Source organism: Marinactinospora rubrisoli, assembly GCF_042664915.1.
Taxonomy (GTDB): domain Bacteria; phylum Actinomycetota; class Actinomycetes; order Streptosporangiales; family Streptosporangiaceae; genus Marinitenerispora; species Marinitenerispora rubrisoli.
In genome coordinates this window covers 100,903-121,238 of sequence record NZ_JBHTBH010000012.1, presented here as the reverse complement: position 1 = coordinate 121,238, position 20,336 = coordinate 100,903, and the positions used below count along the sequence as shown (strand labels likewise).

Sequence of the window (20,336 nt, the reverse complement as noted above, 5' to 3'; positions counted from 1 at the left end):
AGCAGGAGCAGGAACAGGGAGGAGCCATGGTCGGTGTGCGGCAGCAGACGTCCGTGCGGCGGCCGGCCGGGATCGCCGGGAGGAGTTCCCAGGGGCCGCGCGCGGTGCGAGACGTCGCCGTCCGGCCTCGGCCGGTGGCTCCCTCCCGCTCGGAGCGGGCGAGTGACGCGTTCCGGGCGCCGCGAGGGGACCGGGGCATCCGATCGACGGCCGCAAGGCGGATCGGTCCAGGTCCGGGAGATGTCCCGCGCGCGTGGAGCGGAGAGGCACTGACATGACGGGAACGGCCCCGCAGGGGTTCGAGAAGCGCCTGGACGAGTTCGCGGGCGGCGCGCCCGCCGGGCCTCGGGTGCTCTGGGAGATCAGCACGCGGCTGCGGCTGCTCGGCGACACCCACATCGGGTCGGCCGCCCCCAGCGCGCCGCACTCCGCCGAAAGCGAGGTCGATCAGCTCCTGGACCGCGATCCGCAGACCGGGAAACCCCGACTGCGGGCCAGCACGCTCGCGGGGCTGCTCCGGCACCACCTGGCCGACCGATGCGACCCACCGGGCCGCGCCGACGCCACCGGAGCCACGGGGTCCGGAGAACGCGGCTGGGCCGACACGCTGTTCGGGGCACCCGCGGTCCCGGAGTTCGCCGCGGCCGACACCGAACCGGCGACCATGAGCGCGCTCGACATCGACGACGCGGTGGCCGACCTCCCCCAAGACGCGAACATCACCGTCCGGGTCGGCAACCGGATCGACCCCGATTCGGGCACCGCCGCGCCCGGCGCGTTCTGGCGGATGGAGGTGCTACCGGCCGGAACGTCGTTCACCGTCACGATGCGGCTGCGGGTGCCGGACGGCGGCGACGAGGGCCGGCTGCTGGCGCTCGTCTCGACGGCCGCCGCCGGGCTCGCCGCCGACGACCGAGACGACGCGCCGGAGAACGGACTCCCGGGACCCATCCGGATCGGTGCCCGGACCGGGCGCGGGTACGGGGAGGTGGTGGCGGAGGCGTGGCACGCCCGCCGCCATGACCTGCACACGCCGGAGGGCTGGGAAGCCTACTACGCCCGCGAGTGGCAGACGCGCTGGGACGACGCTCGCGACATCCTCGAAAACTCCGGCCGCCCCGCCCGGCTGGAGTCCGCGGTCGACGACACCTTCGCCGCCCTGCGGACCGCCGCGCTGGCCGACGCCGGTAACGACGAGTGGGCCGGATGGACCGCTCGCGACTTCGAACGGACGCACACCGCCTTCCACCACGAACTCGACGCCCGGCGTGCCGACGTCCGGTGCCGCGACGTCCTCGTCGTCACGCTGGCCGTCGCCGAGCGCCCCACCCGCTCCTTCGTCCCAGCGCCGTTCGACGATCCCGGCGGCACGCCCGCCACCGGGCCGTGGCCCGGCCTGCTGCTGGTGGGCGACACGCCGGCGCCGGATCGCCTCGGCGAAGTGGACCGCGCGCACCGCACCCGGCCGCGCTACTCCGGTGGCCGCGTGCAGTGGCGGCCCGAGCTGGGCGGGACCGCGCTCTTCGCGCTGTTCAAACGCACCGCGCGCAGCCTGGTGCGCGAGATCGCAGGCACTGCCGAGCAGCCGGGAACGGAGTGGGACGTCTCGGGAGATCCAGCCCATAACTGGTTCGCCCACTGGTGGGGGAGCGACACCGGGCCCGGCGGGGACGGGGGCCCGCGCCCCGCGCGGCTCCGGCTGCGCTCGCCCGGAGTGCTCTCGGAGAGCACGACGTTGCGCACCACCCGCACGACGATCGACACGCTGTTCGGCGACACCGTCGACGGCCGGCTGTTCACCGACGACGTCGAGGCGGGCGGGGTAGCCCGCGTCGTCCTCGACGCCACCGACGCCGACGACGCCCTGCGGGGCCTGCTCACGCTGGTCGTCCGCGAGCTGCACACCGTCCCCTTCCACTCCATCGGCGGCGACGCCGGAGTGGGGCACGGCCGTCTCACGGTGCGGTCCGCGGTGCTGGTGTCCCGCCGGCCGGGTGAGGACCCGGAGCGGACCGACCTGCTGCGGGCGATCAACGACCCGGCCGGCCCGGAACGGGCACGGGCCGCCGACTGGCTGGCCGAACTGCACAAGGAGGCCGGAGGCGGAGCCGATCCGTCGGCGGCCGGAACACCGTCCGGAGCGCGGTCGCCCAGAGCACAGCCGTCCGGAGTACAGCCGTCCGGGGCAGCGTCGTCCGGAGGAGAGGGGAACGGATGACCACGAACGACACGCTGGGCTCACCGGGAGTCGCCCCGGAGGACGGCGAGCTTCCCGCGCCGCACGGCGTGCTGGTGCGCGAACTCGGTGACGACGAGATCGCGGCGGCCTTCGCGGACGTGTTCGGCGAACAACGCCGCTGCCGTGTGCTCGACGCGGTGGCCCCGGGGGAGCGGCAGTGGCTGCTCGCGGAGTTCGGCCACGGCCGGATCACCGGCGGCTGCCCCCATGAGGCGTGGCGGCTGTCCAGCACCGAGGAGGCCACGCAGCAGTTCTCCGCCCCGACCCCGGCCGCCGACCGGTCCGACGCCTGGCAACTGCTGGAGGCGGTGGTGTTCTCCCCGTCGGCCGAACTCCGCATCGGGGAGGGCGCCGAGCGGGCGTGGCTGTCGCGGGACGCCGACGATGTCGACCGGCTCCCGCCCTGGCTCCAGCCATGGGACCGGTCGTTCCTGCTGCTCGGCGGCACGGTCACCCAGATCCCCGCGAGCAGGCCGGACGTCGGCCCCCTGTGCATCGCCGAGGACCGGTCCGGGTCCACGGCGGTCCATCCGGTCGAGTGGCGGAATCCGGCGCCCGGCGGCAAGAAGGGCTACGGCAGCTGGCTCACCGTCCGCGAGTACTGGGCGGAGGATCCGGCCACGGGGGCGGTGGGGGTGGTGTTCCACCGGCTCGTCGGATACACGTGCGATTCCGAGCCGCTTCCGGGCACGTCGCCGACCTCGACGGAGGAACGGGCATGAGCGCATCGAAGAGAGCCGGAGAGGGCCGGGCGCCGAACCCTCTCGCCATCGGGCGGTTGGTGAACCGGCAGGCGGACCAGCAGCGACGCAGGTCGGCGACCGGCCCGTCGGGAAAGGGCGCCGGGGGTACGAGCACCCCGGCGAGCGGACCCATGACCGACTTCCGGGCGCTGGCGCCCTACGGTCTGGTACCGCTCCCCGAACGCCCCCTGCCGGCCGAACGCCTGCAGCGGGCGACAGTATCCAGCGGCATCACGCAGGATGACCTCCTGAAGAGCCACGACCGGCGGATCCCGGGCACTCGCACGGGGTGGATCGACCTGCAGATCCGTGGCCTGACACCGCTCTTCATCGGTGCTACGGATCCGCAGAGTCCTCAGTCGACGCGTTCGCTGCGGATCAACGGGCACCCGGCCATCCCGGGGTCCTCGCTGCGTGGGATGCTCCGCGACTACCTGCGGATGCTCACCGGAGGAGAAATGGGGCCGGTGAACACCCCGCAACTGTTCTTCCGGGCGCCGATCAAGGTCAAGGGGGCCAAGGGCAGGCCGTTGAACCGCTCCCAATGGGTCATGTCGCGCCTCCATGACCAGTACAAGGCGAAGCATTCAGGCAACGCGGAGAGCGAGATCGGCTTCCTCTTCCGCAGCGGCGACGGGTGGTGGATCAAGCGCAGCCCCTCCAATCTGCCGCTGAAGATGTCGTTCACGGACTTTCAGCGCTGCATTAAGGAACACGAGTTCCCGCACCGCACGTTCCCGATCCCGCCGAACGACAACACCTACGGTCCCATGGAGGACCCGCATCATCGGCACTTCCAGTTCCGCATCGTGTTTGTGCTGGACCCGCCGCCGGGCGCCGATGGTGAGTACTGGACTGAGAAGGTCGAGCGGGTGTTTCCGAGCCGGGAGCGGGCGTCCGAGTTTCAGCGGACCCGCACGGGCTACCAGAACCACGAGATCGTGCGGTGCGTGATCGTCCTAACCGGTGTGGCAGCCGGCCAGCGAACGCACCTGTACCTTTTCCCGATGCCGAACGGCTTCCGAGGTGACCTCCTTTCCGTGCCGGAGCGACTCATCACGGAATTCGAGTCATCTGAACAGGTGACTCAGTATCAGCAGCAGAATTTTCCCGGATATCTACGGGTGAGAGACATCGATGCGGAGCTGAATGAGAAGGAGTCGAGGCGGCGACTGCTTCCGTACGGCCGTGGCGGCGGCCTTCCGGCCCAGGGGATCGAACCTGTCTGGTTCCGGGCTGATGAGTCGGGAGAAGTGCTCTCCTTCGGCCGGGCCGGGGGCTACCGGATCGCGGTCGGCGACTTCGATCCCATCAGCGCGGCGGTCCCCGAATCACTGATGGAGGAGACGGCCGGCCGTGCGATCGACGTTCCCCGCGCCCTGTTCGGCGACATCGACCTTTTCAACAGCGACGACGGCAGGCCCCTCGCCGTGCGTGGACGGGTGTCGGTCGGCTCGGCGGTGAGCGGCGACGAGAACCCGGATGACAGAACGCCCCTGCGGGTCCAGCTCCTCTCCCCGCATCGGACGGCGTTCGCTCAGTACCTTTTCCAGAATCACTCCAGCCGCTGGGAGGAGAACCCGAGACTGAACACCTGGTCCCAGGAGAACCAGGACGGGATCCGCCTCACCGGCTACAAGACCTACCTGCACCGCCACGCGACCAGGCGTGACGGCTCCGACGAGCCCCCCGAACTCAAGGACGCCCGTGACCGGTGGTCCGCGACGCAACCGCCCGGCGACACCGAACGCGATATCGTGCCGCTCCGCGCGGGCCTGACGTTCCACGCCCGGATCACCTTCCGCAACCTGACCGACGCCGAACTCGGCGCGCTGCTGCGCGTCCTGCACCTCGGCAACCCGATCGGTGCGGAGCCGGGCGGCGAATCCGACGCCAAGGACCTCGGCCCCGCGTACGCCCACAAGATCGGCCTCGGCAAGCCGCTGGGCCTGGGCAGCATCCACATCACCCCGAGCCTGCATCTCACGGACCCCCGCGAGCGGACCCGCAGCCTGGACGCGGCGGCGGGCTTCCGCGCCGTGGGGGCGGACGAGGTACGGCGCTACCTGGACGCCTTCGACGGTGCCCTGCTCGCTTGGGAACGGGAGGAGGCCGCCCGCGCGAAGCGCCCTGAGCCGGCCGAACTCCGGCACGTCGAGCGGGTGGACGCGCTGCTGCTCTCCGCCCAGTGGCGGGACCGGCTCCCTGCCTCGAAGACCAGGACCATGACTCTGGAAGAATTCGGGCACTATCCGGTGCTGCCCAGCATCCGGGAGCGGTTCTCCGAGAGAGGGACGTCGAGAGCGGAATGACCGTGCACCTGGTGACGGTGGGGTTGAGCCTCCCGAACAACCTCCGCCGATGGCTCCGGTCGGAGGCGGAGCGGACCGGGAAGCACGGCCCGGCGGCGCGGACCTCCGGCGGCATCGACCTCGTCCCCGTCGGCGACACCGGTGTGCACGACTTCCTGCGGGCCGCACTCACCTCCGGAACCCCGGAGTCGGAGCTGCTGCGCGCGGCCACCGCCGAGTTCGGGGTGCACCACTGGCCGAGCAGCATCAGCGCCGAGCTCACCACGCTCGCCAGGCATGCGGACGAGAAGTCCGCCAAGCTCCCCGAGAAGGTGCGCGCCGGCGCGGACGACATCGTGGTCCTCATCGCCAGCGATACCCCTGGCGCGCTGCGGGTGGCACTGTGGGACGCGATCGCGCTCACCGACGGCGACCTGTCCCGTGTCCGTTACCTGCACGAGCCGGACGAGGTGTACGAGGAGGCCCGGGGCCAGGTGCTCATCGCTCGGCTCCCGGGGATGGACGTGGGCAACAGCCAGGGGTTCCGCACCGCGATGCGGCATCTTGGGACGCTCGGGCGGCACCTCATCGACGTCCTCGCCGGACGAGAACAGGACTACGTCTTCCACTTGACCGGCGGATACAAGGCGGCCGGGTTCTACCTGCTCGGGATCGCCCAGGGGATGCGCGGGCTGACCCGTGTCGAGACCGGCGGGCAACGGGAGGTCGGGTCGGTGCGGGCCGTGGTGATCCACGAGTCGTCCGACGGCTACATCGACATCCCGGTGCGGCGGCTCGATCCGGAGGTGGTGGACGCGGAGCTGCGCTACGCGGGCGCCGACGGCGTCTACGTCCGCAATCCGCCCCGGCCCCGCCAGCTGGACGGATACGCCTACCAGGCGGAGCATGAGCGAGAGTGGCGCACCACGCCGTTCGGCGAGGGGCTGCGCACCCTCATGCAGATCCCGGAGGCGTGACGATGCCCGCCGGACCGGCCGCCGACGCGCCCCTCCCGGAGCTGTACGCGCGGCTGGCCGGTGGGGTGCTGGACGCCGCCCAGCGGTCCCGCGACCCGGGAGCGGCCCGCAATGACGAGAACGAGCGCCGACGGCCGCCGTCTCCGGCGCTCCGGGCGTTGTGGACGCTGCACGACGAGGACGAACCACTGGCCAGCGACGTGGAGGCCGCCGTCGACGCCGCTGCCGCGTGGCTGGCCGGTGACAGGACCGCGCTGCGCGCCATCCTGCACCATCCGCACGAGCAGCTGGCGAAGTCCGTGGATGTCCCCGGGGCCGATGACGAGCGGGAGCACTGGGCGCGCCTGTGCCTGGTGGCCGAGGCGGCGTGGCGCAGCCTGTCCACGCCCGGGGCGGATCCGATGGTGGCCGGCCGCCTGCGGCCCTTGGCCGCCCGGTTCCGGTTCCTGGCCTTCAGCGAGCCGTTCCGGTACCGGCGGGCGGCCGGGACGGTGTGGCTCCCCGACCGGGAGCCGGGTGGCCAGTCCACGGAGATCTGGATGGCCCAGGTCTTCGGACCCCGGACCGCCGACGTGCTGCTGCGCCGCGCCCGTGAGGCGCGGGCGGACTGGGCGGCCTGCCTGGACGCCAGGCACTCGCATGCGTTCCTCGCGGGAGCCGAGCCGGAGGAGGTCGAGGCCGAACTCGACGCGCTCGTCGCCGCGCGCGGCTACCGTAGCGGGCGGCTGAAGCTGATTCTGCGGGATCTGGCGGAGTACGAAGAGCCGCAGGCCGAGGATCGCGCGATCGGTCTCGCGGTGGCCGAACGCCATCTGCTGCCCCGCTTCCGGGTGCTCGCGGTCGCGGCGCTCTGCGAGCCCACCCAGTGGGTGGGGTACCTGCTGCTGTACGCCGCCGTCGCGGGTTGCCTGGGCGCGGTGGCAGTTGCAGCGGGCGGCGGCCACTTCGGCACGGCGGCGCTGTCCGCCGCCATGTGCTATGCGCTGATCGCGGCGGGTGCCATCGGTCTCGGTCCGCTGTGGGCGGCGCAGTGGCTGCTCCGGCTGCCCGCCGCGGCGGCCGTCGGCCTGGTCGCGCTGGTGGCCCTGCCCGACTGGTGGCAGCGCGCCCGCCTCGACTCGCCAACGCACTGGTGGGCGTTCATCGCGCTGGCCGGGGTGGCGTGGGGATACCTCGTCATCGAGGGGCGGAACCACGGACTGTCCGCGTCGGCCTGCCTGCGCCGGTCCACCGGGGTGGCGGCCGTGGGGCTGGTACACGGCTTCCTGGTCAGCCTGATCGGGCTGGTGGTGGTCGCTCCCGCCTTCGCCGAGGAGGACGCGGCCCGCCCGCTGAGCGCACTTTGGACCGGGGCCGGCGGCGACCCGTGGGCGGTGCTGCTGCTGTCCAGTGCGTGGTGTCTGGCCATCGGGGTGTTCTCGCAGATCCTGTGGGACGACCGGCCCATCACGGCGCCGCTGCGGCACTTGTGAGCGGTCGAGCACGCGAGGGGCCATCAGGCATGTGCCAGGAAGGCCGGCGGACCAGGCCCGCTGGCCCACCGACCCGCTGAGGTCTAGAGGTGGTCGTGTTTGACGGCGGTGAGGAAGGCGGTCCACGCGGAGGTAGGGAGGGTGAGGTGGCCCTTCTCGGGGTGCTTGGAGTCGCGGAGGGCGATGGTGGTGGGGAGGTGGGCGTATTCGACGCACTCACCACCGTTGGTGCTATGGCTGCTCTTCGCCCATGCGTGACTCGCGCATTCGACGCAGTTCTCTCCGTGTGGGCCGCTGTAGCTGGACTTCGTCCATGCTGAGATGGCGCATTCCACGCACTCTGCTCCCTGCGCGGTGCTGTATGAACTCTTGACCCAGAGTGGCTGTCTCGTGTGGCGGGAAGCGTGCGGCTGTGTCATTGGACCTCTTAACCAAGCTGCTCGATGAGCCGCTGCATGAGGATGGTCGTCTGACTGGGGGAAGCGGACCAGGCCGCTGGCCCACCGACCTGCTGAGGTCTAGAGGTGGTCGTGTTTGGTGGCCGCGAGGAAGGCGGACCACTCGGTGGCGGGGAGGGTCAGGTGTCCCTTCTCGGGGTGCTTGGAGTCGCGGAGGGCGATGGTGGGGGGAAGGTGGGCACACTCAACGCAGTTGTCATGGTTCCCACTGTGACTGGACTTCGTCCACGTTGCGCTGGTGCACTCGATACAGTTTTCCCCGTGGCCGCCACTGTAGCTGGCTCTGGTCCATGCCGCGCTGGCACACTCGACACACTTGTCATGGTTTCCGCTGTAACTTGACTTGCGGAACTCCGGTTCGCTGCTCATACTCTGTCACTCTCTTGGGCTTTCATCAGTTCTGTAATGAACTCAACGGAACAGGACGGGGATAGGGCGGCGTTCTGGACGCTGCCGAAGACGACGTTGTAGCGGCGTAGCTCGTCTGGCTCTTCGGCTATCACCGTATCGGTAATGGTCTCCGAGTAAGCGATGCTGGGGTCCGCCGGATCGGGGAAGTCCAGGATGACGAATGTCGCCGCGGTGGCGGCGTGCGCCCCAGCGGAGAAGGGCAACACCAGAATCTCGATGTTGTCGCGAGTTGCCATGCGGATGAGATAACGCAGTTGAGCGTGCATCACGGCAGGTGTTCCGACCTGACGCCGCAGGGCGCCCTCATCGATGACAACCACGTACGTCGGTGGCTCCTGGTGTCGGTTAAGGATCTGCTGGCGCTGTATCCGCGCATCGACGAGCCTGGCGACGGTGTCCTCGTCTTGCACTTGCGCGCTTCGAAAGACCGCCGCTGCATACTCAGGGGTCTGCAAGAGCCCTGGAATCACCTGCACTTCGAAGTCACGGATCAGGGAGGCTTCCGCTTCGAAGTCGGGTAGTGCTCCCCGGAAGACGTCCCTGTACTTCGACCACCAGCCGCGCTGCTTCGCATCGCGGGCGAGGGCGTGCAGCCCGTTGCGTCGCTCCTGATCCTGCACGTTGTAGAGGTCGAGAAGCGCGTCGAGGTCGGCCGGAGATATCGACCGTCGCTGGGCCTTCTCATGCTTGATGATCGTCGAGTGTGCCCAGCCCAGCGCCTTTCCTGCCTGGAGCGACGTCATGCCTGCCGCTTCGCGCAAGCGTCTCAGTTCAGCGGCCAACCGGCGGCGACGGACGGTTGGGCTGTAGCTGCGCTGCATGTCCAAGATCCTAGGGGCAACCAATTTGCTCGGCACAGACTTCTTCGTTCCCTTGAAAATGGAAGTGTTCCAAGACATCATAGTTGAGCGGCACTGAGTCGTTTCTATTTGGTGGAACGGAACAAGAAGGGGTAATTGTGTCCAGTTTTGTAACTTTTAGTCATCGTTTGGCTACTATGTGTTGCGAATGGGTGGTGGATTGAGGTCATGACCCCCTTCGCGCTCAACACCGAGCACGTCCTCCCCGGCAACCTCACCGCGGTGCGCTCCGCCCGAGCGCTCGCCCGCGACGTCCTCACCGCCCACTACACCCCCGACCTCGTCGACACCGTCGCACTCTGCGTCTCCGAAGCCGTCACCAATGCCGTACAACACACCCGCTCCGGCGACCCCGGCGGAACCGTCACCCTGCGCTTCTACGCCCTCGGCGCCCGCACCGCCCTCCACGTCGACGTCCAGGACGACGGCCCCCTCAAGCCCGACGACCGTCCCGCCGTCTGCGACGCCGCCGCCGATCTGACCGCCGAGCGCGGGCGTGGCCTCTACCTCATCCACGAGCTGACCCGCTACTGGATGTACGTCCCCCGCCTCGACCACGGCTGCCTCTGCCTGACCTTCGACACCACCGAAGCGACCCGCCCGACGGAGGACCGTCATGAGATCCGGCGGTAGACCCGCCAGACCCCGCAAACCCCGCAGAACCCACCCCACCGGTCACACGTCGGCCCCGCCTCCACCAGGAGACGGGGCCGATTCGCGTTCTGGGTGTCGCCGGGCCGCTCAGACCACCCCGGCCGGGGCCAGACCCGCCGGGAGCCGGGCCGCTGCCGGGCGGTCCAGCAGGAACAGGGTGCGGGCCCGACCGTGCGCCCCCGCCGCCGGGACCTGGATCGGGCCGGCCTCGCCCAAGGCGAGGCGGACGGCGTCGGCCTTGGCCTCGCCCGAGCCCAGCACCCACACCTCGTGCGAAGCCTGGATGGCGGGCAGCGTCAGCGTCACCCGGGTGGGCGGGGGCTTGGGAGCGCCCCGAACCGCGACCACCGGGCGGTCCTCCTCGTGGACGGCCGGCAGCTCGGGGAACAGCGACGCGATGTGGGTGTCCGGGCCGACGCTGACCAGCGTCACGTCGAACTCCGGCACCGGGCCGTGCTCACCGAGCGCCGCGGCCGACGCCCGCAGCTCCTCGGCGTAGCGCTCGGCGGCGCCGTCCACGTCGTCACCGTCGGGGCCGTCGGACGCCGGCATCGCGTGTACCCGCGCCGGGTCCACGGCCACGTGGTCCAGCAGCGCGGCCCGCGCCCCGGTCTCGTTGCGCTCGGGATGGCCGGCCGGCAGGAAGCGTTCGTCGCCCCACCAGACGTCCAGCCGCCGCCAGTCGACGGCGTCGCGGGCCGGTGCCTTCGCCAGCTCCGCCAGCACCGCGGTGCCCATGCCGCCGCCGGTGAGCACCAGCGAGGCCGTGCCCCGCGCCGCCTGGGCGTCCACCAGGCGGGTGACCAGCCGGGCCGCCGTCGCCTTGGCGAGCAGGTCGGCGTCGGGGTGCACCACGACCGTCCGCGGCGACGGCGTCACGCACCCACCCCCGCCCGGTTCAGCAGGCTCGCCATGTGCCGGGCGGTCTGCTCGTAGATCTCGTCGGCGTCCAGCCGGCGCAGCTCCTCGGCGAGCGCCTCCGAGGCCCGGCGGCGCGGCAGCGCCACCTTCTGGTCGGGGTGGTCCGGCCGCGACAGCGTGGCCACCCGACCGTCCAGGCGGCGCACCGAGATGTCGCCGCCGCCGGTGATCAGCCGCACGCCGGTGATGCCCGGGCCGTTGGACTCCTTGCGTTCCACCGGCACGTCCAGCTGGTCCGACAGCCACGCGGCGAGCAGGTCGGCGCTGGGGTAGTGCGGCTCGGCGGTCACCTCGGCGGCGGTCACCCACGCCGACGGCTGGTCCATGGTGGAGGCCAGCAGCGCACGCCACGGGGTGAGCCGGGTCCAGGTCAGGTCGGTGTCGCCCGGCTGGTAGTGCGCGGTGCGGCTGAGCAGGTCGCCGACCGGGTCGGCGGCGCGCAGCGCGTCGGTGATGCGCCGCTGGGCCAGGCGGCCCACCGGGTCGGCCGCCGGGTCGGCCGGGCCGACCCCCGGCCACCACGCCACCACCGGCGCGTCCGGCACCAGCAGTGGCGTGACCACGGAGTCCGCGTGCTCGCCGAGCGGGCCGAACAGCCGCAGCAGCAGCGCCTCGCCCGGGCCGGAGGTGCCCGGCCGGCGGATCTCGGCGTCGATGGCGGGCTCGGCGTCGGGGTCGCGGCGGATCAGGGCCAGCACCCGGCTCGGGTGCTCCCGCCCGGCCTCGGTGGCGGCCCGCACCGCGTCGTAGTGGTCGGCCTCGTCGGTGACGATGACCAGAGTGAGCACCATGTTCATCGCGCCGCCGCCCACGCTGTGCCGCTCGGCGGCGAGGGCGTCGCTGATCTGCGCTGTCGTGGTGCGCGGAAGGTAGAGCGTCATCGGTGATCCTCCACGGTCCGGGCGGTGGAGCCGGTACGGGCGCCGCCCGGCGCCGTCCGGCGGGTGTTCGATCCGGGGACCGGCGGTCCTCCCCGGGCGCGCCGGCCCATCACGGCCGCCGCCACTGCCGCCCGTCGCGGGCCAGCAGCTCGTGTGCCGACGCGGGGCCCCACGTCCCCGACTCGTACTGCTCGGGCCGGCCGTTCTTGGACCAGAACTCCTCGATGGGGTCGAGGATCTTCCACGACAGTTCGACCTCCTCCTGGCGCGGGAAGAGCGGCGGGTCGCCGATCAGCACGTCCAGGATGAGCCGCTCGTAGGCCTCCGGGCTGGCCTCCGTGAAGGACTGCCCGTAGGTGAAGTCCATGCTGACGTCGCGGACCTCCATGGCCGCCCCCGGCACCTTGGAACCGAAGCGCAGCGTCACGCCCTCATCGGGCTGGATGCGCAGCACCAGCGAGTTCTGGCCCAGCTCCTCGATGTCGGTGTGGCTGAACACCTGGTGCGGGGCCCGCTGGAAGACCAGCGCGACCTCGGTCACCCGGCGCCCGAGCCGCTTGCCGGTGCGCAGGTAGAACGGCACCCCGGCCCACCGGCGGGTGTTCACCCCGAGCTTCATGGCCGCGTAGGTCTCGGTGGTGGAGTCCGGCGGGATGCCGTCCTCCTGGAGGTAGCCCACCACGGGCGCGCCGCCCTGCCAGCCCGCCGCGTACTGGCCGCGGGCCGTGCCCGTGGCGAGGTCGTCCGGCAGCGTGACGGCCGAGAGCACCTTCTCCTTCTCGGCGCGCAGCGCGTCGGCGCTGAACGAGACGGGCTCCTCCATGGCCACCAGCGCGAGCAGCTGGAGCAAATGGTTCTGGATGACGTCGCGCGCCGCGCCGATACCGTCGTAGTAGCCGGCCCGGCCGCCCACCCCGATGTCCTCGGCCATGGTGATCTGCACGTGGTCCACGTAGGACCGGTTCCAGATCGGCTCGAAGAGGGTGTTGGCGAACCGCAGCGCCATGATGTTCTGGACGGTCTCCTTGCCCAGGTAGTGGTCGATGCGGAACACCGACTGGGGCGGGAAGACGTCGTCCACCACCGCGTTGAGCTCGCGGGCGCTGTCCAGGTCGTGCCCGAACGGCTTCTCGATGACCACCCGGCGCCAGGCGTCGTCGGAGGACTCGGCCAGCCCGGAGCGCTTGAGCTGCTTGACCACCGTGGGGAACAGCTTGGGCGGCAGCGACAGATAGAAGGCGTAGTTGCCGCCGGTGCCGCGGTGCGCGTCGAGCTCGCGGACCGTGTCGGCCAGCCGGTCGAACGCGTCGTCGTCGTGCAGTTCGCCGGGCACGAACCGCATGCCCTCGCTCAGCTGGCGCCAGACGTCCTCGCGGAACGGCGTGCGCGCGTGCTGCTTGACCGCCTCGTGCGCCTCGGCGGCGAAGTCCTGGTGCTCCCAGTCGCGTCTGGCGAACCCGACCAGGCCGAACCCCGGCGGCAGCAGGCCGCGGTTCGCGAGATCGTAGATGGCGGGCAGCAGCTTCTTGCGCGCGAGGTCGCCCGTGACCCCGAACAGCACGAGCACGCTGGGGCCGGCGATGCGCGGCAGCCGCCGGTCCAGGAGGTTGCGCAGCGGGTTGGGGACCGCTCCCGGCATCACCGGTTCTTTCACGTCAACTCCCGTGTCTGGTTGGAGCGGGTGGGGTGGCCGCCGCGGGCCGGCCCGCGGCGGCCGGCGGTCAGGAGGCCGGCTCGGCCAGCGCCTGCCGGAGCCGTGCCAGGCCGGCCGCGCGGTCGCGCAGGTGCAGCCGGACGGCCGGGCGGCCACGGTCGCCCAGGGCACCGAGGTCGCCCAGCGCCTGCGCCATCTGGAGCCGGCCGAAGGTGTAGGGGCGGCCCGGCACCGGAAGGTCCGTCACGACGTCCCCGGTGATCTGGAGGAACACCCCGACGTCGGGTCCGCCCTTGTGGTACTGGCCGGTGGAGTGCAGGAAGCGCGGCCCCCACCCGAACGTCACCGGCCGGGACGTGCGGGCGGCGAGCGCGGGGCGCAGCTCCGCGGCGGCGGAGTCGCCCACCCGGTCCAGGTAGGCCAACACCGCGAGGTAGCCCGCCGCGGGCACCGCGCGCAGCAACGCCGTCAGCACGTCGCCGACGTCCTTGGCGCCCTCCAGCAGCGCGGTGTCCGCCGCGTAGACCTCGACCGCGCCGTCCACCAACAACGGTGTACCCGTGGGGAGCGGACCGTCACCCGCGCGCTCCAGCAGCGCCTTGGTGTTGTCCTTGGACTCCTGCACGTTGGGCTGGTTGAACGGGTCGATCCCCAGCAGCCGCCCGGCGATCGCCGTGGCGTACTCCCACGCCAGGAACTGCGCCCCCAGGGGGCCCGAGACGAGGGTGTCGGCCTGCTCCACGTTCGGGGTGCCCGACTCGGCGAACGCGACGAGATGGGTGTCGGGCCCCGGGGTGAAGCCGGGCGCCGCCACCGCCTCGACCACGACCGGGAGGAGCCCCCGGCCGCTCTTGCCGGTGGACTCGGCGACGAGCTGCTCGATCCAGTCGCCGAGGCCGACGGGAGCGGCGCCGGCGAGCACCACCTTGTCGTGCCCGGTGAACCCGCCCAGCGCCGCGCCCAGCTCCAGGGCAGGGTTGCCGTCCTCGGCGGCCAGGGACGGCACCAGCGCCTCGGCCTCGTCCAGCAGCGCCGCGACGTCCACGCCCGCCAGCGCGCTCGGCACCAGGCCGAACGCGGTGAGCGCGCTGTAGCGCCCGCCGACCTCGGGGTCGGCCAGCACGGTGGGGTACCCGCGCTCGGCGGCGAGACCGGCCAGCGGGGAGCCGGGGTCGGTCACCACGACGATCCGCTCGGCGGGGTCGATCCCGGCGTCCCGGAACGCCTGTTCGTAGGCGCGGCGATGGCTGTCGGTCTCCACCGTGCCGCCGCTCTTGGACGACACCACGAGCACGGTCGTGGCCAGCCGGTCGCCGATGGCCCGGCCGACCTGCTGCGGGTCGGTGGTGTCCAGGGTGGTGAGCCCGGCGCCGTGGGTGGCGGCGATGACCTCCGGGGCGAGCGAGGAGCCGCCCATCCCGGCCAGCACGACGTGGTCCAGCCCGGCGGCCCGCTTTTCGGCCACCAGACGGCCCAGTTCCGGCAGCAGCGCCCGCGAGGTACGCGGCAGGTCGACCCAGCCGAGCCGGATCGCGGCCTCGGGTTCGGCCTCCGGGCCCCACAGGGTGGCGTCCCGTGCGGCCAGCCGTGCGGCGACGCCGTCCTCGGCGAGGCGGGCCTTGGCCGCCTCCGCCGGGCCGCGGACCGCCTCGCGCAGCGTGACCGTGAGGTTCCCCGCGTGTACCTGATCACTGCTCAAAGCGACTGCTTCCCTTCTGCCTGTTGTGTTGTGGTCGCCGCCGGGAGCTATGCGTTGGCGTCGAGCTGCTGGGAGACTCCTTCGAGCAGTCCTTCCCAGGACTTCTCGAACTTCTGCACGCCCTCGTCCTCCAGCACCCGCACCACGTCGTCGTAGTCGACGCCGACCGCGGCCAGCGCGTCGAGGTCGGCCTGCGCCTGGGCGTATCCGCCGCGGACGGTGTCGCCGGTGATCTCGCCGTGGTCGGCGGTGGCGTGCAGCGTGGCCTCGGGCATGGTGTTGACCGTGTTCGGCGCGACGAGCTCCGTCACGTAACGGGTGTCGGAGTACTCGGGGTCCTTGACGCCGGTCGACGCCCACAGCGGGCGCTGCGGCCGGGCGCCGGCCGCGGCGAGCTCCTGCCAGCGCTGCGAGCCGAACACCTCCTCGTAGGCGGCGTAGGCCAGGCGCGCGTTGGCGATGGCGGCGCGGCCGCGCAGCTCGCGGGCCTCCTCGGTCCCGATCTTGTCCAGCCGCTTGTCGATCTCGGTGTCGACCCGGCTGACGAAGAAGGACGCGACGGAGTGGATCGCCGACAGGTCGTGGCCGTTGGCCCGCGCCTGCTCCAGGCCGGTCAGGAACGCGTCCATCACCGCACGGTAGCGCTCCAGCGAGAAGATCAGCGTGACATTGACGCTGATGCCCTCGGCCAGCGCCCGGGTGATGGCGGGCAGGCCCTCGGCGGTGGCCGGGATCTTGATGAAGAGGTTCGGGCGGTCCACCAGCCACCACAGCGCGCGGGCCTCGGCGACGGTGCGGTCGGTCTCGCGGGCCAGCCGCGGGTCGACCTCCAGGGAGACCCGGCCGTCCAGGCCGCCGGTGGCGTCGTACACCGGGCGCAGCACGTCGGCCGCCCAGCGGATGTCGTAGGTGGTGATGGCGCGCACGGCCTCCTCCACCGAGACTCCCCGGATGGCGAGGTCGTGCAGCTGCGCGTCGTAGGCGTCGCCCTCCTTGAGGGCCTTCTCGAAGATCGTCGGGTTGGACGTGACCCCGACGACGTCGCGCTCGCGGATCAGCTCGGCGAGGTTGCCGCCGCGAAGCCGCTCGCGGCTGATGTCGTCCAGCCAGACGGCCACACCCTCGTCGGAGAGGCGCCGCAGGGGGCGGTCAGAGTGCTCGGTCATGGTGATCTCTCCGTCGCGTATTCGGTCTCGTCCGGCGCGCGCCCGCATGCGACGCCCACCGAAGGCCGGAGGGCCCTCCCCGTCGGTGAAGGACCCTCCGAATAACCACTAGTTGCCGGTCGTTGTTCCGCTCTCGCCGCCCAGCCGGGCGATGCTCGCGTGGACCGCGGCGACCACCCGCTCCGGGGTGATGCCGAACTGCTCGTAGAGCGTCTGGTACGGCGCGGAGGCGCCGAAGTGCTCCAGGCTCACCGACTCGCCCGCGTCGCCGATCAGCTCGCGCCAGCCGAGCGCCACGCCGGCCTCGACCGACACGCGGGCCCGCACGTCGCTGGGCAGCACGGTCTGGCGGTAGGCCTCGTCCTGCTCGTGGAACCACTCCACGCTCGGCATCGAGACGACACGGGTGGGCGTACCCTCGGCCTCCAGCCGCTCGCGGGCGGCCAGCGCGATGGCGACCTCGCTGCCCGTGGCGATGATGATGGCCTGCGGCGTGCCGCCGTCGGCCTCGGCCAGCACGTAGCCGCCGCGCGTCGTGCCCTCGGCGCTGGCCAGCCGCTCACGGTCGAGGGTGGGCACGTTCTGCCGGGTGAGCGCGAGCGCGGCCGGGCGCTCGCCCTTCTCCACGATGGTGCGCCAGGCGACGGCGGTCTCGTTGGCGTCGGCCGGTCGGACGACGTCCAGGCCGGGGATGGCCCGCAGCGCCCACAGCTGCTCCACCGGCTGGTGGGTGGGGCCGTCCTCGCCGAGCCCGATGGAGTCGTGCGTCCACACATAGGTGACGGGGAGCTTCATCAGCGCGGCGAGGCGCACGGCCGGGCGCATGTAGTCGCTGAACACCAGGAAGGTGCCGCCGTAGGGCCGGGTCGGGCCGTGCAGCGCGATGCCGTTCAGGATCGCGCCCATGCCGTGCTCGCGGATGCCGAAGTGCAGGACGCGGCCGAACCGGTTGCCGGAGAACGCCTTGGTCGAGTACTCCTCCGGGATGAACGACGGCTCGCCCTTGGGCGTGGTGTTGTTCGAGCCGGCGAGGTCGGCGGACCCGCCCCACAGTTCGGGCAGCATCGGCGCGATCGCGCTGAGCACCTCGCCGCTGGCCTTGCGGGTGGCCATGCCCTTCTCGCTGGCCGGGAACACCGGGACGGCCTCGTCCCAGCCCTCGGGCAGCTTGCCGGCCGTGAGCCGGTCGAACAGCTCGGCGCGCTCGCCGGCGCCGGAGCGCCAGGCGGTGAGCAGCTTGTCCCACTCGCCGCGGGCGGCGCGGCCGCGGTCCACGGCGGCGCGGGCGTGCGCGAGCAGGTCCTCGGGCACGTCGAAGCGCTTGGCGGGGTCGAGGCCGAGGATGCGCTTGGTGGCGGCCACCTCCTCCGCACCGATGGCGGAGCCGTGGATGCCGCCGGTGTTCTGCTTGTTGGGCGCCGGCCAGCCGATGATCGTGCGCAGCCGGATGAACGAGGGCCGCTCGGTCTCGGCCTGCGCGGCCTGGATCGCGCGGTACAGCGCCTCGACGTCCTCGTGGTAGGAGCCGCCGGCCGTCCAGTCGATCTCCTGCACGTGCCAGCCGTAGGCGGCGTAGCGTGCGGCCACGTCCTCGGAGAACGCGATCTGGGTGTCGTCCTCGATCGAGATGTGGTTGTCGTCGTAGATGAGGATGAGGTTGCCGAGCTTCTGGGTGCCGGCGAGCGCGCTCGCCTCGTGGGACACGCCCTCCTGGACGTCGCCGTCGGAACAGATGGCGTACACGAAGTGGTCGAAGGGGCTCTCGCCGGGGGCGGACTCGGGGTCGAACAGTCCCCGCTCGCGGCGTGCGGCCATCGCCATGCCCACCGCGTTGCCGACCCCCTGGCCGAGCGGGCCGGTGGTCGTCTCCACGCCCGCGGTGTGCCCGTACTCGGGGTGGCCGGGGGTGAGGCTGTCCCACTGACGCAGCCGCCGGAGGTCGTCGAGGCTGAGCCCGTACCCGGCGAGGTAGAGCTGGATGTACAGGGTCAGACTGGAGTGGCCGCACGACAGCACGAATCGGTCCCGGCCGATCCAGGCCGGCCCGCTCGGGTCGTGCCGCATCACCTTCTGGAACAGCAGGTAGGCCGCCGGAGCGAGGCTCATCGCGGTCCCGGGGTGGCCGGAGCCCGCCTCCTCGACCGCGTCCATCGCGAGGGCGCGGACCACGTCGACGGCGCGTTGGTCCAGCTCCGACCAGTCGAGGGTCCTGGAGGTGTCGATGTTCACGCGGGCTCAGGGCTCCTTTCGCGCATCCAGGCCATTACGGGCGTGCCGCCCGCAGAACGTGAATGTCGGATCGTGGGTTGTGCGTCGGTCCGGTCCCGCCGGGGTGTGAGCGGCGCCGGGGCGGCCGGCCGGGGAGACCTGTCCGCCGGACCGTGCTCTCGCCTGACTCGACTGGTGGACTCGACGGGACGACCTTCTGTGAGCCTATCGTTCCGGCCAATCGTCCGGATGTCCGACGCGTCACGCCCGTGAGCTGGACGGGAGGAGCCGTGGCGCGCCGGGCGGGCGATCCCGGCCGCACGGAGCCCGGGACGGGGCGCGGGCGCCGGCACAGCTCAGCGTGGCTCCGCCGCGAACCGCCCCCCGGAGGGGACCGGGCGCGGCAAGTACTACAGTATGTCGTTGACCGGGTTTCGCGGAGCCCCGACGTGAGTCGTCGGGGCCGGTCCGCGCCCGGATGTGGCGAGCAGTGAAGTTTCCCTAAATTCTTCAGAGGTTCAGCGTGTCTGTGTCCGTAGATCGGATGTCTCCCGCCGCGCGTGCCGCGACGCGCGGACGACGGGCCGAGCGGCAGGTGGCCCAGGAGACGCGTTCGCGCGCGGTCGTCCGCGGCGCCGACCGGTCCGGCACGCGACGGCGCTGATGACGTTGCTGAACCGACCCCCGCACTCCGCATCGGCCTCGGCTGAGCCGGACTCCGGCCGCTCCGGCCGGCCGGCCTCGTTCGGCGACCACGTGCGCGCCTACGTCGCGCTGTCCAAGCCCCGCGTGATCGAGCTGCTGCTCATCACCACCATCCCGGTGATGTTCCTGGCGGCGGGCGGCGTGCCCCCGCTCGGCACCGCCGTGGCCACCCTGGTGTTCGGCGCGATGTCGGCGGCCAGCGCGAACGCGCTCAACTGCTACCTCGACCGCGATATCGACCAGGAGATGCGCCGCACCCGGCGCCGTCCCGCGGCCATGCAACTGGTCACCCCGCGCGGGACGGTGATCTACGGCCTGACGATGGGCGTGCTGTCCACCGTCGGCTTCGCCACCCTGGTCAACTGGCTGTCGGCCGCGCTGGCGCTGTTCGCGATTCTGTTCTACCTGCTGGTCTACACGCTGGTGCTGAAGCGCCGCACCGCGCAGAACGTGGTGTGGGGCGGGATCGCCGGCTGCATGCCGGTGCTGATCGGCTGGTCGGGCATCGCCAACTCGCTGGACTGGCCGCCCCTGGTGCTGTTCCTCGTGGTGTTCTTCTGGACCCCGCCGCACACCTGGGCCCTGGCGATGCGCTACCGCGAGGACTACGCGGCGGCGAACGTGCCGATGCTGCCCGTGGTGGCCGGCGACCGCCGCGTGGTGCTGGAGTGCGTGCTCTACAGCTGGGCGACGGTGCTGGTCTCGATCTCGCTGTGGCCGGTGGCCGGCACCACGCTGTTCTACCCGCTGGCCGCCGTCGTGCTCGGCGGGATCCTGCTCGTCCAGGCGCACCGGCTGCTCGCCCGGGTGCGTGCGGGCGTGTCCGGTGCGCAGCTGAAGACCATGGGCTTCTTCCACCTGTCCAACGCCTATCTCGCCCTGCTGTTCTCCGCGGTGACGATCGACCCGCTGCTCGCCGGCGTGCTCGCCTGATCCGTGCCCTTCGGCCCCCGCCCCGCCGGATGGCGGAGCGGGGGCCGTTCTGTCGCACAATGCC

The 20,336-nt window shown here is 71.8% G+C and carries 16 protein-coding genes; 7 read left to right on the top strand and 9 right to left on the bottom strand.

All coding sequences use genetic code 11. The features are described from left to right. Positions 1–274: 274 nt before the first annotated feature. The 5 genes from ACFQRF_RS22525 to ACFQRF_RS22505 all read left to right on the top strand — a co-directional run bounded on the left by ACFQRF_RS22525 (position 275) and on the right by ACFQRF_RS22505 (position 7,722). Positions 275–2,218 carry an RAMP superfamily CRISPR-associated protein gene (locus ACFQRF_RS22525; protein WP_379873150.1) on the top strand — a complete coding sequence of 648 codons (1,944 nt, stop codon included), beginning with the start codon at positions 275–277 and terminating at the stop codon, positions 2,216–2,218. Further along, positions 2,215–2,961 (top strand): type III-D CRISPR-associated protein Csx19, encoded by a 747-nt coding sequence (gene csx19 / locus ACFQRF_RS22520; RefSeq protein WP_379873149.1) that lies wholly within the window; start codon positions 2,215–2,217, stop codon positions 2,959–2,961. Before ACFQRF_RS22525 ends, csx19 begins: the two co-directional genes overlap by 4 nt. A 152-nt stretch (positions 2,962–3,113) precedes the next feature. Next, positions 3,114–5,294 (top strand): TIGR03986 family type III CRISPR-associated RAMP protein, encoded by a 2,181-nt coding sequence (locus ACFQRF_RS22515; protein ID WP_379873148.1) that lies wholly within the window; start codon positions 3,114–3,116, stop codon positions 5,292–5,294. Further along, entirely contained in the window at positions 5,291–6,250 is a 960-nt protein-coding gene (locus ACFQRF_RS22510; RefSeq protein WP_379873147.1) for a hypothetical protein, read from the top strand. The genes ACFQRF_RS22515 and ACFQRF_RS22510 overlap by 4 nt, the downstream gene beginning before the upstream one ends. Before the next feature lie 2 nt (positions 6,251–6,252). Then, entirely contained in the window at positions 6,253–7,722 is a 1,470-nt protein-coding gene (locus ACFQRF_RS22505) for a hypothetical protein (protein ID WP_379873146.1), read from the top strand. A gap of 83 nt (positions 7,723–7,805) precedes the next feature. Here the strand turns inward: ACFQRF_RS22505 and ACFQRF_RS22500 are convergent, their stop codons facing one another. The 3 genes from ACFQRF_RS22500 to ACFQRF_RS22490 all read right to left on the bottom strand — a co-directional run bounded on the left by ACFQRF_RS22500 (position 7,806) and on the right by ACFQRF_RS22490 (position 9,412). Beyond that, positions 7,806–8,057 (bottom strand): DUF397 domain-containing protein, encoded by a 252-nt coding sequence (locus ACFQRF_RS22500; RefSeq protein WP_379873145.1) that lies wholly within the window; start codon positions 8,055–8,057, stop codon positions 7,806–7,808. 183 nt (positions 8,058–8,240) lie between these two features. Beyond that, complete coding sequence (locus tag ACFQRF_RS22495; protein WP_379873144.1) at positions 8,241–8,549, bottom strand: DUF397 domain-containing protein; 309 nt, start codon at positions 8,547–8,549, stop codon at positions 8,241–8,243. Beyond that, positions 8,546–9,412: a helix-turn-helix domain-containing protein gene (locus ACFQRF_RS22490; protein WP_379873143.1), complete on the bottom strand. Its 867-nt coding sequence runs from the start codon at positions 9,410–9,412 to the stop codon at positions 8,546–8,548. Before ACFQRF_RS22490 ends, ACFQRF_RS22495 begins: the two co-directional genes overlap by 4 nt. Before the next feature lie 207 nt (positions 9,413–9,619). Between ACFQRF_RS22490 and ACFQRF_RS22485 the strand changes: the two genes are divergently transcribed. Further along, complete coding sequence (locus tag ACFQRF_RS22485) at positions 9,620–10,084, top strand: ATP-binding protein (RefSeq protein ID WP_379873142.1); 465 nt, start codon at positions 9,620–9,622, stop codon at positions 10,082–10,084. A gap of 108 nt (positions 10,085–10,192) precedes the next feature. On the opposite strand, the gene pgl is transcribed toward ACFQRF_RS22485, so the two are convergent. The 6 genes from pgl to tkt form a co-directional block, all read right to left on the bottom strand. Further along, a complete protein-coding gene (gene pgl / locus ACFQRF_RS22480; RefSeq protein WP_379873141.1) occupies positions 10,193–10,984 on the bottom strand; it encodes a 6-phosphogluconolactonase in 792 nt (263 codons plus the stop codon). After that, the gene (locus tag ACFQRF_RS22475; RefSeq protein ID WP_379873140.1) at positions 10,981–11,907 is read right to left on the bottom strand and encodes a glucose-6-phosphate dehydrogenase assembly protein OpcA; all 927 of its coding nucleotides are present in this window, start codon (positions 11,905–11,907) and stop codon (positions 10,981–10,983) included. Before ACFQRF_RS22475 ends, pgl begins: the two co-directional genes overlap by 4 nt. Positions 11,908–12,016: 109 nt before the next feature. After that, the gene (gene zwf, locus ACFQRF_RS22470; RefSeq protein WP_379873237.1) at positions 12,017–13,546 is read right to left on the bottom strand and encodes a glucose-6-phosphate dehydrogenase; all 1,530 of its coding nucleotides are present in this window, start codon (positions 13,544–13,546) and stop codon (positions 12,017–12,019) included. A gap of 82 nt (positions 13,547–13,628) precedes the next feature. Further along, positions 13,629–15,260, bottom strand: a complete 1,632-nt coding sequence (locus tag ACFQRF_RS22465; RefSeq protein ID WP_379873139.1) for a glucose-6-phosphate isomerase — start codon at positions 15,258–15,260, stop codon at positions 13,629–13,631. A 47-nt stretch (positions 15,261–15,307) separates the two neighbouring features. Further along, on the bottom strand, positions 15,308–16,426 hold the full coding sequence (gene tal, locus ACFQRF_RS22460; RefSeq protein WP_379873138.1) for a transaldolase: 1,119 nt from the start codon (positions 16,424–16,426) through the stop codon (positions 15,308–15,310). 108 nt (positions 16,427–16,534) lie between these two features. Next, a complete protein-coding gene (gene tkt, locus ACFQRF_RS22455; RefSeq protein WP_379873236.1) occupies positions 16,535–18,577 on the bottom strand; it encodes a transketolase in 2,043 nt (680 codons plus the stop codon). Positions 18,578–19,297: 720 nt separating this feature from the next. On the opposite strand from tkt, the gene ACFQRF_RS22450 reads away from it, so the two are divergent. Next, positions 19,298–20,272: a heme o synthase gene (locus tag ACFQRF_RS22450; protein WP_379873137.1), complete on the top strand. Its 975-nt coding sequence runs from the start codon at positions 19,298–19,300 to the stop codon at positions 20,270–20,272. The last annotated feature ends 64 nt before the right edge of the window (positions 20,273–20,336 follow it).